A 13,746-nucleotide genomic window follows, 5' to 3' on the forward strand; every position below is an offset into this window, starting at 1 on the left:
GCGGCATCCGATACCGGCGCAACACCGCCTCAACGGTCGATTTCGCCAGCCGCAGGTGCGCAGCGATTCGTGCAGCGCCCCAGCGACGCAGGAACCGCAACTTGATGATTCGACGTTCCCGGCGCACCGGGAGCTGATGGGGTGACCGGTGGGGGCGGCTGGACCGATCTGCCATGCCGGCCTCACCGGTCTGCCGGTAGCGGTCGGCCCACTTCTTGGCCGTGGCCGGTGAGCAGTTGAACTGTTCGGCGGCCCGTCGTAGAGGCCAACCCTGGTCGACGACGCACTGAGCCAGGGACAGACGGCCACGTTCGGTGAGAAAGGCATTACGGTGGGTCATGAGGGCCTCTTGGTGATCGGCGTGTGTGTGGTAACCACATCGATACCGGAGGCCCTCACCTGTTGACCGGCACCACGCCGTTCACAACCTCCCCAAGAGTTACACCTAGCTGCTCAAACCCGTCAGATTCGATGTGAGGTCGGCTGATGAGTTGCCTCCGAGTTCGGAGTCGCCGAGTTTGAAATTGTAGTGGTGGGATCGTTCAGTTCTGCCTGGTTTGCGGCCGGTAGGGACTGCTGCACGGGTAGGTGACATCTTGATCTGGCTTGCCCCTGCGGGTGGTCGGGAAGGATGTAGCGGTGCCCAAGCCGTAGCCCCAGGAGTTCCGTGACGATGTGGTCCGGGTGGCCCGTGATCGTGGCAATGGCGTCACGATCGAGCAGGTCGCCAAGGACTTCGGTGTGCATTCCGATGACATTGCACAAGTGGATGCGACGAGGGTCATCGATGAGGGCCGCAGCCCAGGGATGACCTCGACCGAGTCTGCGGGACTACGCGAGGCCCGCAAGCGGATCCGAAGCGATCCCGCAGGGCGTCGAGCAGGTCATCGCGCAGTTTGACGTTACGAGTGATGTCCTCTGCGGCTTCGATCACGAGCTGCTCGTCGCCCCCGAAGCCGTGCGCTGACGTATGGCCCCAGGCGTCCCCATTAAAACCTACATTGTAGTTCATTTGTCCGTCGGGCACACTGTCTGCGTGAGCCCGACGATACCGCCCCCTGCCAAGCGCCGTGGCAGGCCACGGCGGGGCAGTGAAACCCTCACTCGCGAACGTGTGTTGCGAGCTGCTCTCGATGTCATCGACGAGGACGGACTCGATTCGATCAGCATGCGTAAGGTGGCCAGGCGCCTGTCCGTCGACCCAATGAGTCTGTACAACCACGTGAACGGGAAGGAGGCGATACTCGACGGCATCGCCGAGTTGCTCCTCGCCAAACTGGGTTCCGGTCAAGCGCTCGACGGGCCCAAAAGTGCGCTGGACCGCCTTGCCCGCGAGTTCCGCACTGCGATGCTGGAGCATCCGCGCGCCGCTCCGATCGTCCTCACCCGACAACTCGACTCGCTGACCGCGCTGGCGCCGATCGAAGCCGCGTTGACACCGATGCTCGCGCGCGGTTACTCGGCCGCGCAAGCAGTGCACATCCTGCGTATGGCGCTGGCCTTTCTCGTCGGCACCCTGATGCGCGAGGTGGACGCGGGCCCCACATTCAGCAGCGCCGATCACGAGGGGAGCGCCGTGCGCCGTGCCGATCTCGAGGCCTCGGGATTGCCTGCGGTGACCGCGGCCGCGGCTCAGCTATCCGTATGTGACCACGAGCAAGAGTTCGAATTCGGTCTGCGGCTCCTGCTCGATGCCATCGATCGACTGCCACCCGATGGGGCCCCGGGATGGACACCGGTGCCCCGCGCGGGTGCCGAAATCGACGTCACGACGCTTGGCGGGCGAGCGCCAGCAAGTGGGGATCGTGGGCATTGACGATCGTCAACTGGGGATCGCCGGCCGCCCAGAGTTCGCTGAGGCGGCGGTGATTCGACACCACCTTGCGCCAGTCACGGGCGATGACGCGCTCCATCGCGGTCAGCGCCAACGGGGCGTGCCCGGTCCCGTCGATCTGTCCGTGGTGGTAGAAGCTGTCGCCGACATGGATGACCCAGCGATCGCCGGCCTGCACGGCCACGGCGGCGTGCCCCCGCGAATGTCCGGGTAGCGCGACGAGTAGCACCCCTGCCGAGATCTCGGAGAGCTCGATGACGGCGTCTAATCCGTGCCACTTCTCCCCGGCGACGGGGGAGTGAGCGACCACATCGACTTCGTCGATCGCGCCGGGATGGTACCGCCGCCGCTCGACGAATGTCTCGCGTGCCTGCACGGCATGGATCTCGGCTGCGGTGAGATGCACTCTCGCCCAGGGGAAGTCGGATAGTCCGCCGATGTGGTCGGCGTCGAAGTGCGTCAGCACGATGTCACGGACGTCCGTGGGCTCATACCCCAGGGACGTCAATTGCCGGATGGCTGTTTCGTCTGGGTCAAACACGGGACGCACATAGTGCCGGGCCGAGCCCATCCGCGTCTTCCGCTGCGGTCCGTCCGCGAGACCGAATCCGGAGTCCACCAGAGCCAGGCCGTTGGCGGTCTCGATGAGCAGCACATGGCAGACGAGCCCGTCCGGCGTCGCCCAGGGCCGCATCGTGCCGCAGTTGAGGTGGTGAACCTTCACCTCAGACGGCTTTCCAGCCCGACTTCGTCGTGACGAGTATCCGGCGGCCACTGGCGCCTTGATCTGTTGCCAGCTGCACGAGTGTCTTGGCGACGTTCGAATAGGGCAGGGTGGGCAGACCGGGGACCTTCTTGACCTTCTCGATCGGCTCGGCCGCCCATTCCGATACGGGTTGTCCCGCTTTGAGGTTCACCGGGTAGACCGCCGTCCAGTTGATTCCTGATGCCGGGAGCAGTTCCTCGGCTGCCGCCTTGTCGTCGAAGAACCCCTTGAGCGCCGTGCGATAGAGTGCACGGGCGAATGGCGACGCCTTGAGTGCCGTGTCGCCGGCTCCGAAGGCGGACACCAGGACCAGCCGTCCGACACCCGAATCGCGCACCGCAGCAATCAGGTTGGGCACGGTACGTTGGGCGAATGTCTTGTCACGGACCGGGCCGGTGACGGCCGCGACGAGCACATCGGAGCCGGTTATCGCCGAGGTGAGCCCCGCGACGTCGTCGAGTGCACCCTCGACGACGCGAACGCCGTCGATCTTCTCCACCGCGTCGGGGCGTCGTGCGAATGCCACCACCTCGTGTCCGGCCGCTACCGCCTCGCGGAGGGTCGCGGACCCGACATTGCCGGTAGCGCCCACCAATGCGATCTTCATCATGACTCCTTGTGGTTGTGTACTGTCCCGGAGATCACGCCAGGACTTCCATGATCTCGGCCAGGGCCGTCGGGTCGCCTCGGATGAGACTGGCGTCGATCTCCTGGATGGGGCTACTGCCGTCCCAGTTGGCTGTCGCCAGCTTGATCAGGTCGAACACGAACTTCTTGGTTCCTCCGACATCGGAGATCTCCACCACCGATGCCGGATGGTGCTCGGTCTCAAGATACGCGAATCGTCCATCCGCGCCGCCGATCTGGCCCTCTTGGCCCACGGTGAAGCCAGCGGCGACCGCCCGGTCGTGGAGTTCTTGGAAGGAATCGTTCCAGTATGCGATGTGCTGGACGCGCGCGTGTCCGGCGTCGAGGAAGTCCCGGTACATGGCGCGTCGTTCACCGGTGTGATGAGCTCGATCTCGTCGGGCAGCGCGGTAGCGACCGCCGCCAGCTCCGAGCGGGTCCGAATGCTGAACGTGGTGCCGATCAGATGCTGACGGCGGAAGACGATCGAGTCCAGGTCGAGGTCGGTCTTGGTGCCCGATAGGGCACCGATGCTCACGATCGTGCCGCCGATGGCGGTCGCGCCCGAGAGCTGCGCGAACAGCTCCCCGCCGACGTGGTCGAGGGTGATGTCGGCGCCGGCACCACCGGTCGCCTCGAGGACGGCGTCCGTCAGATTATGGGCTCCCGTGTTGATCGCGACGTCGGCGCCCGCGTCGAGCAGCGCAGATCATATGCTCTCCGACGTGGTGGTGGCCAGCACCTGTCCGGCGCCGAGTGCCTTGGCCAACTGGATTCCGATCAGGCCGATGGAGCTGGTGCCGCCGACGACGAGGACCGTGTTGCCCGCCGTGAAGCCGGCCTGCGTGACAAGCGCATCATGCTCGGTGATGAGCCCGATGGGCAGGGTGGCTGCCTAGGTGAAACTGAGTGGTTCGGGAATCGGAACCACCAGGCGCGGGTCGCAGATCGCGCGATCGGCGAAGGCGCCGACGGCGATCCCCATGAACCTGGTCCCGGCGGGTAGATTCCCGGCGAGCAGACTGCCGGTCTCGACCACGCCTGCCACCTCCATACCGGCCGTATAGCGACCCTCCGCCTGCGAGTTGGCGGTGTAGCTTCCCTCCAGCGCGTAGAGGTCGGCGCGATTGGGGCCGGCCGCCATCACTTGAACCCGGAGCGCGCCGAGTTGCTCAGGCGGGTCGATCTCCTCGAGTGTCCAGTCCGGTCCGGTGCCACCGATCAGTGCGCGCATGGTCGTCTCCTCTGTCGGCATAGGTGGTCGGAAGGTGGTCGTCAAGGGTGTGGTGCATCGCAATGGGCATGATCGAACCGATGAGTGGCAGGACACATGAACGGACAGGCCGCCGCCATGGTGTTGTCCACGCCACAAATACCAAGCCTACAATGTAGGTTTTAGCAATGCGGTACCGGCGCGACCGCTGGGGTGCAACCGAGGGGGGTTTGATAGTCCCTCGGTGTTGTTGGCTCGACGAGGGCTTCGAGGCTCGTCGCTTGCGCTCCTCGCACCTCAGCCATCGGGGGTCACCTAGCTCGTCCCGCCACCGGCGGCGGGAGGGTCGCTGATCCACGCGTCGGGGACCGCGATACCGGCAGCCTGTCCGAACTCAGGGGCCGGGTAGCGCGCCGTCGATTCCGCCGACGTCGGTGATCTTCCAATCGTTGTTCCGGTCCAGCGTGATGCTGTAGGTGACGGTTGTCTGCCCGCCGTCGGGGCTTTGCGAATTGGTGGAATTGACGGTGAGGAAGACGTTCACCTTGTAGATCCCGTTCGATTCGGAGATCACCTTGGCGGCAATCGGCGACGCCGTGGACGACCATTTCAACGGGGCGAGGATCTCGTCCAGCTTCGGTGCGGTGGCGTCGAATTTGTTGGCGAGCTGGGGTGTCGTGTTCGCCTTGAGCCGGTTCAGCCATCCGCCCATATCCGAGTACTGGATTGTCGCGGCACCGGTTGCGTAGTCGGCGGCGATGCGTTCGGCGTGGCTGGTGTCGGCTGCTCGCCGCTGTTCCGCGGAGATGTCAGCGCGGGCCGAGAAATACAGGGCGGCAAAGGCGATGGCCACGGCGGTGACCGCAACCACTGTGATTGCCCAGCCGAGTGCGGACATCGACACCGAGAGGGTGCGGTTGCGGCGACCCCGGTGCGGACCATCATTCGACTTCTTCGTGGGTTCGTCCCGCGTCGCAGCCGACGCGGTATCGTCCGTGGTCTCCGAATCGAGTTCGTCGGGGCCGTGCGTCTGCGTCGTCGGCTCGTCGTCGGGCCGATGGTCCAGATCGGACGGGGTTTCACCGGGTGCGGTGTTACCCACGCCGGTCGTATCCGAGCTGATTACGCTTTGCCTGCACCGCTCGCCGATGGCGAGCTCCGAGTGCGTTTCCTCGGGGTGTCGACGATGCTGCTCACCGACGGCGCCACGACCATCCTCACAGACGGATTCTTCACCCGCCCGGGCCTTCCTCGGGTTCGTGCCGGCCGTATTCGACCGGATCGCAAGAAGATCCGGGCCGCACTCAACAGATTCGGGATCGGTGCCGTCGACGCGGTATTCGTCGTGCACTCCCACTACGATCACGCACTCGACGCTCCCGACGTCGCGGCGATGACCGGTGCCCGGTACTGGGTTCGGAATCGACGCGCAACATAGCACGCGGAAACGGCTTCGACGACTCGAATTTCGATCTCGTCACCGTCGGGGAGCCGGTCCGGCTCGGCCGGTTCACGCTGAGCGCGCTGCCGGCGGTACACAGTCCCGGCGATCTCGCACCCGGGACGATCGACGCACCGCTCACACCGGGTGCCCGGGCAATCGACTACCGGACCGGGGACTGCTACACGCTGCACGTGGAATACGGTGGCGCGGGGCTGATGATCCACGCCAGTGCGAACATGCGCGCCGGCGCACTAGACGGCCGTCGCGCCGACACGGTGTATCTGGGCATCGGAACCCTCGGCAAACAATCGCCGAGCTTCCGCGACACGTACTGGCGCACCTATGTCGCCGACACCGGCGCGCGCAGGGTGATCCCGATTCACTGGGACAACTTCACGCGCGGGCTCGATCGACCGCTGACTCCGCACCGCTCGCGGTGCGCGCGACGGGGTGCGTGTGGAGTTTCCCGTATTGGGCCGGATCACCGATCCGTTCCACGCGGGACGGTAGCGCGTCGCGAATGGCTGGCCGCGGTGGCATGCGCGCTGTGCGGACGTCAGGCCACCCCGCCCCCCTCGTCCCGATCCGGCGGTTCTGATCCAGCCACGCTTGTCGTAGAACGCCGTTCCGGCAAGGCCGATCGCCAGGTTTCGGGCTGCACGCCGCGGTGCCCGGATTCGGCGATCGCTACTCCGCGCCGTCGTCCCCCTCGATCTCGGATAGTTCGATCGGCACATGGTAAGGGGGTGTGCTTTTTCCGATGATGCGATACCGATTCCACGGGTCCGGATCGCCGATGAAGGCGGGTCGTGCGCTGTGGCTGGTCCGCACGGTGACCTTGGTGCGTTGGGCATCGCCGAGAATCTCGGTCAGCTGGTCGTTGGCCGACACCCTGCCGATCCATCGGAAGATTCCATCGATGGGTTCGCGGTAGCCCTTGAGTTCGATGTGTGCGGGGATCTCCGTGCCCCGCACGATGATCGTCGCGTCGCCGATGTAGTCGGAGTTCTCATGCGGGCTGTGCGTGAAGACACTGCTCATGGTCTGTGGCCTTTCCGTCCGGGAAACCGATGTGCGAGTGCCGACGCACTGAACCGGCACCTCGACCGTCAATTGAAGCTAACTGGTACCGATGGTATGCGATACTTTCGGTATCCGGTAGTACATGGAGACGACAACCTTCGGGAGGGCCTGTGATGGCGCGTGAGTTCGACCTCGTCCTATACGGCGCGACCGGCTTCGTCGGCCGTCTGACCGCCGACTACGTAGCCCGGTCGGCACCGCCGGAGCTTCGGGTTGCGCTCGCCGGGCGTGACGAGCGGTCGCTGGCGGGCATTCGGGAGAGCCTCGGTGCGAGGGTCGCGGGGTGGGAGATCGCCCGTGCGGACGCCACCGATGCCGGCTCCCTCGATGTGCTTGCCGCCCGCGCCTCGGTCATCGTGTCGACGGTCGGACCGTATCTCACTTACGGTTTGCCGTTGGTCGAGGCGTGTGCGAAGGCCGGCACCCACTACGCGGACCTCACCGGCGAGCCGATGTTCACCCGATGGTGTATCGACGGCTGTGACAAACTCGCGCGCGAGAGCGGCGCACGGATCGTGAACAGTTGCGGGTTTGATTCGATCCCCTCGGATCTGAGTGTCTACCAGCTGTATCGGCGGGCGACCCGCGACGCCGAGGGTGAACTCGGCGACACCGTGCTTGTCCTGCGGGCCTTTCGGGGTGGTATGAGCGGCGGGACGGTGGCCTCGGGTAAGGCCCAGGCCCTGCTGGTGGCGCGTGATCGTGAGGCTCGGCGTCTGTCTCGGGACCCGTACACCATGACCCCGGATCGGTTGGGCGAGCCTTCGGTCGCCAACAGGTCCGAACACGAGGTCCGGCCCGCGGGCGATGTCTCCCCGGAACTGGACGGCTGGGCGGCCAGCTTCTTCATGGGCCCGCACAACACCCGGGTCGTCCGGCGCAGCAACGCACTGTTCGACTGGCGGTACGGACGTGACTTCCGCTATTCGGAACTGATGTCCACCGGCACCGGCGTCGGTGGATTGCTCAGAGCGTCGGCGATAGCGGGCGGCGGTGCCGTGAACGCGGCGCTGACGCCGGCGGTCCGATACATACCGCGGCGTTGGCTCGACCGGCTGGGGCCTCAACCGGGTTCGGGACCCGATGCACGGGCACGGGCGCGTGGCCACTTCGCCACCGACACGTTCACGACGACCAGCAGCGGCGCACGGTACCGCGCCCGGTTCGCGATGCGGGGCGACCCGGGCTATGCGGCGACATCGGTGATGCTCGGGGAGACCGGGCTCGCCCTCGCCCTCGACACCGCCGAACTCCCGGACAGGGCCGGGGTCCTCACCCCCGCGGTCGCATTGGGGGATCGTCTCTGTGCGCGGTTGTCCGCCGCCGGTGTGGAGTTCGACGTCGCACGACTCGACTGAATGGCGGTCGGAGCGGACGGGCCGGCGAGATCCGGCTCGGCCGACGGGCGTTGACATCCACCCGCGGAAGAGCAAAAATCCTACCGACGGTATGCGATACCGTCAGTACTAGGTTTGGTTCCGTACGAACCGTGGCGCGGACCGGCCTGCGACGGGCTCGCATGAGCCCACGACTCTGTTGTGCGCGAGGCCGCACCGGGAGGATTTGGCATGGCATATGACATCGAACGGGAGTTCCCCGTTCCGCGGACACGATCCGGTGGAGAAGTGCGTCGTCGCAGGTCCATGGCGGAGCGGCAGCTGGCGGCGCAGCGGTTGCTCTTCGAGGTGGTGGACGACAACTACGATGGCGAACTCGACATCGCATGGGACAGGGACCCGCTTCCCGACGTGCCGTGGATGCCGGCGGAGCTCACATCGCTGTACGGAACACGCGTGTGGAACTCCCTGAGTGGAGCCCAGCGTGACGATCTGGCGCGGCGGGAGTTGGTGCAGATTCTCAAGATCGCGATGTACCTGGAATCGGCCGTGTCGATGCTGACCTTCAGGACGATCGCGCGGGAACAGGGCTACGCCGACGATCGGACCAGATATCTCTTGGCGACCATCAACGAACGATCGCGCAACGTCACGATGTTCAGTCGCTTGATCAATCGGACGGGTGTTGAACCGGACCTGGACCAGCGGCGCGCCGACCGCCTCGCCCGTTACGTGTTGCTGACACCTGTCGGACCTCTGAGCCGTGTCCTGATCCTCCTGGCCACGGAGTTCGTCAGCGCGATCGCTCAAGCGATCGCGCATGCGGAGGACGTCCAGCCGCATGTGTTGCAGTTGATGAAGATCCACGCGGTGGCCGGAGGCCGGCACGCCGAGTTCGGTCGCTCCGAACTCGACGAGGCAGTCGCTACGGGCGGGGGGTTCTCCAATCGGGTGCAGGCGATCCTATCGCTGGTTCTGCTCATCGCCATCGGACCTCTCCTCATCAGCCGCTCGATATACGAGCAGGTCGGCATATCGCGCACACGAGCCACGCTGGCAGCATTCCTGGGCCGTCAGTACAGGGCTCGCACAAGGCTTTTCGCGGGTGCTGCGGCCGATGCGGCGGACGACGCCGGACTGTTCGGCCGCGTCGACCGGATTGCCTTGAGGCTGGGCCGCGTCGCCTGACAATGCGGACCGAAAAACACTCTTGACTTCCGGTGAGACGGGCGACACACTTGATCTCGGACCGCCGGTATCACATACCGAGCGTATCGAGTTTGCCAGACAGTGTCCTTCACGAACGGAGATATCGTGACCATTGAAGCCGCCCCGACTGCCGGTCGTGGAACGATCGCCGATCGCCCCAACGTGGTGAATCTGGCCGGCGCATCTTCGACAACCGCCAGAAACGTCGGAGACCGACAGAAGACCGCCCAACGACTCCTGCGCTCGACCGCCGACCGGGCGTACGACGGGGAACTCGATATCGACTGGGACGCGGAGATCGCACCCGACAAGAAGTGGATTGCCGATCACCGGCAGACCTTGTACGGAAGTCGGCTGTGGAACAAGTTGTCGGAGGAGCAACGCAACACCCTCGGCAAACACGAGATGGTCGCGATCCTCAGTTACGGAATCTTCGCCGAGGTCATGCTGAGCACCATGCTCTTGCGCACAGTTATCGAGAGCAACGAGCTGGTGGACGACCACAGTCGATACGCGCTGGCGGAGGTCGCCGAAGAGACGCGTCACTCCACGATGTTCGGGCGAGCGATCAACAAGGCGGGGGTCGCGCCGTACAAGATGCCCAAAGCGGTTGGTGTCAACCTGATGACCCGCATGGCGGGATTCATCCCGCGGGGGCCGGCGGTCCTCGCCGGGACGCTGTTGATCGAGGAAGTTCTCGACCGGTTGCAGCGCGAGATGATGAACGACGCGGACCTGCAGCCGCATATGCGGCAACTGATGAAGATCCACGTGCTCGAAGAGGCGCGGCACATCACCTACGCGCGCGAGGAACTGGTCCGCGCGATTCAGGACCGTGGCCGGGTGTCCAACGCGTTTCATCGTGGGCTGTTCGCGTTCCAGCACTTGATGTTGCAGCCGATGATCGTTAATCCCGGTGTCTATCGGTCCGTCGGCATCCATCCGCTCCGGGGGTTCCTGGCGGCCTTCACCAGCGACCACTATCGCGAGAATGCGATCTTTGTCTCGGAGCCACTCCTGCGGTTCCTTTATGACGTGGGAATGATCAAGGGCCGCTTCACAACCCGACTCTTCAAGATGTCCAGGGCGCTGCCCGGCGACATGCTCGACGAGATCAATCGGGTGGCTGCGCGCGCCGCGTGACCACGCTCCGGCGTTAGCCGCAGAACTACGCTGCCCGCGTCGGGGGGGTGTTGGCACGACAGGTGTCCCCCTTTGCGCAGCCCACCGACGCGTCGGCATCCCCGCCGATCGCGCCTTCGACCGCACCCAGACCACCCTCGGCGCCGCCGCGGGTCGACCATGAATGTAAGGACCGGATACAGCGATGCGCGACTTCACCAACAAGACTGCCGTGATCACGGGGGCAGGGTCTGGGATCGGCCGGGCACTGGCCTTACGGCTTGCCGATCACGGTACCAATCTCGCCTTGTCCGACATCGATTCAGCAGGACTGGCCGAGACCGCGGGGCGGTGCGACAAGGCGGGTGTAGCCGTGGTGTCGCATGAGCTCGATGTCGCCGACCGACGCGCTGTGCTCGATTACGCAGGCGCCGTCCGGAGTGAATTCGGGCCGGTCAATCTCGTCGTCAACAACGCCGGTGTGTCGTTGGGTGCGACGGTGGAGGAGATGACCTGGGAGGATTTCGACTGGCTCTTCGGCATCGACTTCTGGGGTGTGGCCCATGGCACCAAGGCGTTCCTGCCCGACCTGATCGCATCCGGGGACGGGCATCTGGTCAATGTCTCCTCGGTGTTCGGCCTGATGGGTATTCCCTCCCAAAGCGCCTATAATGCAGCGAAGTTCGCGGTTCGTGGCTTCACTGAATCCTTGCGGCAGGAGATGATCATCGCCGGCCACAACGTCGGCGTCACGTGTGTTCATCCGGGCGGAATCAAGACCAACATTGTCGTCAACGGCCGAGGTGCGGGCCGCTCACCCGACGAGATCGCCGAAGCCGGGCGGCAGTTCGAAAAGATCGCCTTCACCAAGCCGGACTCGGCCGCCACGGCCATCCTCAAAGGTGTGCGCCGTAATGCGCCTCGGGTGCTGATCGGTCCGGACGCACGGCTATTCGACCTGATACCACGGGTGATCGGGCCCCGCTACGAGGACATCGCGGCGCGACTGGCTCGGCGCGCCGGTGCCGCGGACCGGCTCGGCTGACGCCCGCGGAACACATTCGGAGGTGTCGATACCGTGACCGACGATCTTGATCTGGTCCCCACAGCCAAGCAGTCCGACGCCGAGGACCCGAGACCCGCACGGGTCGCGCGTAACTCGCATGTCCACAACCTGACGGTCGTCGAGGTCATCGTCGAGACGGGTGACGCGGTCTCCCTGGTCTTCGAGGTCCCGGAGACGCTCGCATCGAAGTTCCGCTATCACCCGGGTCAGTTCTTGACGCTCCGGATACCCAGCGACCAGACGGGCTCGGTCGCGCGCTGCTACTCGTTGTCCAGTTCGCCACACCTCGACGACGACCTGGTGGTCACGGTCAAGCGCACGCCGGATGGATACGCATCGAACTGGTTGTGCGACAACGTGTCCGAAGGGTCTATACTGACCGTGCTGACGCCGTCGGGGGTCTTCACGCCCAAGACGCTCGATGTCGATCTGCTGTTGATCGCGGCAGGCAGTGGCATCACGCCGATGCTGTCCATCGCCAAATCCGCGCTGATCAGTGGTGCCGGGACGGTATTTCTCTTCTACGCGAACAAGGACGAGGATTCGGTCATCTTCGGTGCGGAACTCGCGGAGATCATGGCGGAGTTCCCGGATCGGTTCACGGTGACGCATTGGCTGGAATCCGAGCGCGGACTGCCCAATACGCGGGAGTTGTCGGAGATCTTGGCCGCATACTCGCACTACGACACCTACATCTGTGGTCCCACCCCGTTCATGGACGTCGTTCGTCGGGCGCTGGCGGATATCGGGATGAGCGATGCCAAGGTGCACATCGAGACCTACCGGTCGCTCACCGGCGATCCGTTCGCCGACATCGTGGTCGGCGACGTGGAGGCCGACGGACATGCATCCGCGACGGTCGAGCTGAACGGTGAGCGGGTGCGACTCGAATGGCCACGTCACACCAAGCTGCTCGATCTCCTGCTCAGCAAGGGGTACGACGCGCCATACTCCTGCCGGGAAGGTGCGTGTAGTGCGTGCGCATGTACGGTCCGCAGCGGCGAGGTGAAGATGCTTCGCAACGACACCCTCGTCGATGCTGATCTGCGTGCCGGTCTGACATTGGCGTGTCAGGCCGTGCCCATCAGTGATGACGTCGACATCGCATTCGATCAATGAGCTACACCAGGTCCCGACGGGTCACCCACCCGCATGAAGCCACCACAGGAGGAACGGTGTCGTCAACGCAATTCCAGGTCGACAAGCCCGACTCGGGTCCATCGACGACGGCACGGCGACGATTCACGACCTCGGACGGAACCGCACTCGCCGTGTGGGATTCGGGCCCGGCGGAGGCGAAGGTGACGCTGGTGCTCGCGCATGGGTGGACACTGGACCACCGCACATGGGATGACGTGGTCGACCATCTGCGGCGGACGGAACCAGAGCTTCGAGTGCTGACCTACGACCATCGCAACCACGGCGAGTCGGATCTCGCCCGCCCGGGTACGACCACCATCGAGCAGCTGGCCACGGATCTGTATGAGCTCATCGGATCGGAGGTACCCACGGGTGACCTTGTGCTCGCCGGTCATTCGATGGGCGCGATGACGCTGATGGAGCTGGGTGCCAAATATCCCGAGATCGTCGAGACCCGGGTCAGGGGAGTCGGTTTCGTCGCGACCAGCGCCGGACCGTTCTTCCGGCGGCTGCGCAATTACGGTGCCTTCCACCGGTGGTGGGAGTCGACCCTGACTCGGATGGAGGCCGCCGCGACGAACCCACGGCAGGAACGCGCAGCACTCCTGGGCGTCCGGCTGGCGATGTTCGGCCGGGGAGCTCGCCGCCACGACCTCGAGCGTGCGCTGCTGCAGAGCCAGGCGGCCGGTGCCGGGGCACGGCGCGGGTTCGGCATCGATCTGGCGGCGCACGAACGACTGACGGCACTGTCGGTGTTCGCGCGTAAGCCTACCGTGGTCCTCGGTGGCACGAGCGACCGCCAGACCCCGGTGCGACACGCATTCGCACTCGCCGCGGCGCTTCCGTCCGCGACCCTGACCGTCTTGGACGGAGCGGGTCACATGCTCCCCTACGAACGGACGCGG

Annotated in this window: 13 protein-coding genes and 2 pseudogenes; 7 read left to right on the forward strand and 8 right to left on the reverse strand. The window is 65.2% G+C overall.

Annotated features, from left to right (window positions below):
• Nucleotides 1-340: IS481 family transposase (locus GOALK_RS21485; protein ID WP_006360949.1), on the reverse strand; the 340-nt coding region annotated here is incomplete at its 3' end.
• Between the two features lie 696 nt (nt 341-1,036).
• On the opposite strand from GOALK_RS21485, the gene GOALK_RS21490 reads away from it, so the two are divergent.
• Nucleotides 1,037-1,816: a TetR/AcrR family transcriptional regulator C-terminal domain-containing protein gene (locus tag GOALK_RS21490; RefSeq protein ID WP_232283199.1), complete on the forward strand. Its 780-nt coding sequence runs from the start codon at nt 1,037-1,039 to the stop codon at nt 1,814-1,816.
• Here GOALK_RS21490 and GOALK_RS21495 read toward each other — a convergent pair.
• The 7 genes and pseudogenes from GOALK_RS21495 to GOALK_RS21525 all read right to left on the reverse strand — a co-directional run bounded on the left by GOALK_RS21495 (nt 1,767) and on the right by GOALK_RS21525 (nt 6,925).
• Nucleotides 1,767-2,558 carry an MBL fold metallo-hydrolase gene (locus tag GOALK_RS21495; protein ID WP_006360951.1) on the reverse strand — a complete coding sequence of 264 codons (792 nt, stop codon included), beginning with the start codon at nt 2,556-2,558 and terminating at the stop codon, nt 1,767-1,769. The two genes, GOALK_RS21490 and GOALK_RS21495, sit on opposite strands and share 50 nt — an antisense overlap.
• Nucleotide 2,559: 1 nt before the next feature.
• Nucleotides 2,560-3,210, reverse strand: coding sequence for an NAD(P)-dependent oxidoreductase (locus GOALK_RS21500; protein ID WP_006360952.1), 651 nt, complete (start codon nt 3,208-3,210; stop codon nt 2,560-2,562).
• 31 nt (nt 3,211-3,241) lie between these two features.
• Nucleotides 3,242-3,589, reverse strand: coding sequence for a VOC family protein (locus GOALK_RS23990; protein WP_006360953.1), 348 nt, complete (start codon nt 3,587-3,589; stop codon nt 3,242-3,244).
• Between the two features lie 56 nt (nt 3,590-3,645).
• A pseudogene (locus GOALK_RS24690) lies at nt 3,646-3,930 on the reverse strand (zinc-binding dehydrogenase); the annotation flags it as partial.
• Nucleotides 3,931-4,122: 192 nt separating this feature from the next.
• Nucleotides 4,123-4,461 carry an alcohol dehydrogenase catalytic domain-containing protein gene (locus GOALK_RS23185; protein WP_006360955.1) on the reverse strand — a complete coding sequence of 113 codons (339 nt, stop codon included), beginning with the start codon at nt 4,459-4,461 and terminating at the stop codon, nt 4,123-4,125.
• A gap of 373 nt (nt 4,462-4,834) precedes the next feature.
• Entirely contained in the window at nt 4,835-5,791 is a 957-nt protein-coding gene (locus tag GOALK_RS24400) for a hypothetical protein (protein ID WP_232283200.1), read from the reverse strand.
• Between the two features lie 780 nt (nt 5,792-6,571).
• Nucleotides 6,572-6,925: a DUF4873 domain-containing protein gene (locus tag GOALK_RS21525; protein WP_006360958.1), complete on the reverse strand. Its 354-nt coding sequence runs from the start codon at nt 6,923-6,925 to the stop codon at nt 6,572-6,574.
• A 155-nt stretch (nt 6,926-7,080) separates the two neighbouring features.
• Between GOALK_RS21525 and GOALK_RS21530 the strand changes: the two genes are divergently transcribed.
• The 6 genes and pseudogenes from GOALK_RS21530 to GOALK_RS24405 all read left to right on the forward strand — a co-directional run.
• Nucleotides 7,081-8,325: a saccharopine dehydrogenase family protein gene (locus GOALK_RS21530; RefSeq protein ID WP_006360959.1), complete on the forward strand. Its 1,245-nt coding sequence runs from the start codon at nt 7,081-7,083 to the stop codon at nt 8,323-8,325.
• A 210-nt stretch (nt 8,326-8,535) separates the two neighbouring features.
• Nucleotides 8,536-9,492: a diiron oxygenase gene (locus GOALK_RS21535; RefSeq protein ID WP_081474373.1), complete on the forward strand. Its 957-nt coding sequence runs from the start codon at nt 8,536-8,538 to the stop codon at nt 9,490-9,492.
• 102 nt (nt 9,493-9,594) lie between these two features.
• Nucleotides 9,595-10,656 carry an AurF N-oxygenase family protein gene (locus tag GOALK_RS21540; protein WP_006360961.1) on the forward strand — a complete coding sequence of 354 codons (1,062 nt, stop codon included), beginning with the start codon at nt 9,595-9,597 and terminating at the stop codon, nt 10,654-10,656.
• A 184-nt stretch (nt 10,657-10,840) separates the two neighbouring features.
• Complete coding sequence (locus GOALK_RS21545) at nt 10,841-11,680, forward strand: SDR family NAD(P)-dependent oxidoreductase (RefSeq protein WP_006360962.1); 840 nt, start codon at nt 10,841-10,843, stop codon at nt 11,678-11,680.
• A 51-nt stretch (nt 11,681-11,731) separates the two neighbouring features.
• On the forward strand, nt 11,732-12,820 hold the full coding sequence (locus GOALK_RS21550) for a ferredoxin--NADP reductase (RefSeq protein WP_040004418.1): 1,089 nt from the start codon (nt 11,732-11,734) through the stop codon (nt 12,818-12,820).
• A pseudogene (locus GOALK_RS24405) lies at nt 12,817-13,743 on the forward strand (alpha/beta fold hydrolase); the annotation flags it as partial. The gene GOALK_RS21550 and the pseudogene GOALK_RS24405, both read left to right, overlap by 4 nt.
• Nucleotides 13,744-13,746 lie beyond the last annotated feature (3 nt).

The sequence above is a fragment of the Gordonia alkanivorans NBRC 16433 genome (assembly GCF_000225505.1).
Lineage (GTDB): Bacteria > Actinomycetota > Actinomycetes > Mycobacteriales > Mycobacteriaceae > Gordonia > Gordonia alkanivorans.

Excerpts from the sequence above, each read along its gene's own strand:
- GOALK_RS21500 (WP_006360952.1), bottom strand. The coding sequence starts at position 3,210 with ATGATGAAGATCGCATTGGTGGGCGCTACCGGCAATGTCGGGTCCGCG.
- GOALK_RS23990 (WP_006360953.1), bottom strand. The coding sequence starts at position 3,589 with ATGTACCGGGACTTCCTCGACGCCGGACACGCGCGCGTCCAGCACATC.
- GOALK_RS23185 (WP_006360955.1), bottom strand. The coding sequence starts at position 4,461 with ATGCGCGCACTGATCGGTGGCACCGGACCGGACTGGACACTCGAGGAG.
- GOALK_RS21525 (WP_006360958.1), bottom strand. The coding sequence starts at position 6,925 with ATGAGCAGTGTCTTCACGCACAGCCCGCATGAGAACTCCGACTACATC.
- GOALK_RS21530 (WP_006360959.1), top strand. The coding sequence starts at position 7,081 with ATGGCGCGTGAGTTCGACCTCGTCCTATACGGCGCGACCGGCTTCGTC.
- GOALK_RS21535 (WP_081474373.1), top strand. The coding sequence starts at position 8,536 with ATGGCATATGACATCGAACGGGAGTTCCCCGTTCCGCGGACACGATCC.
- GOALK_RS21545 (WP_006360962.1), top strand. The coding sequence starts at position 10,841 with ATGCGCGACTTCACCAACAAGACTGCCGTGATCACGGGGGCAGGGTCT.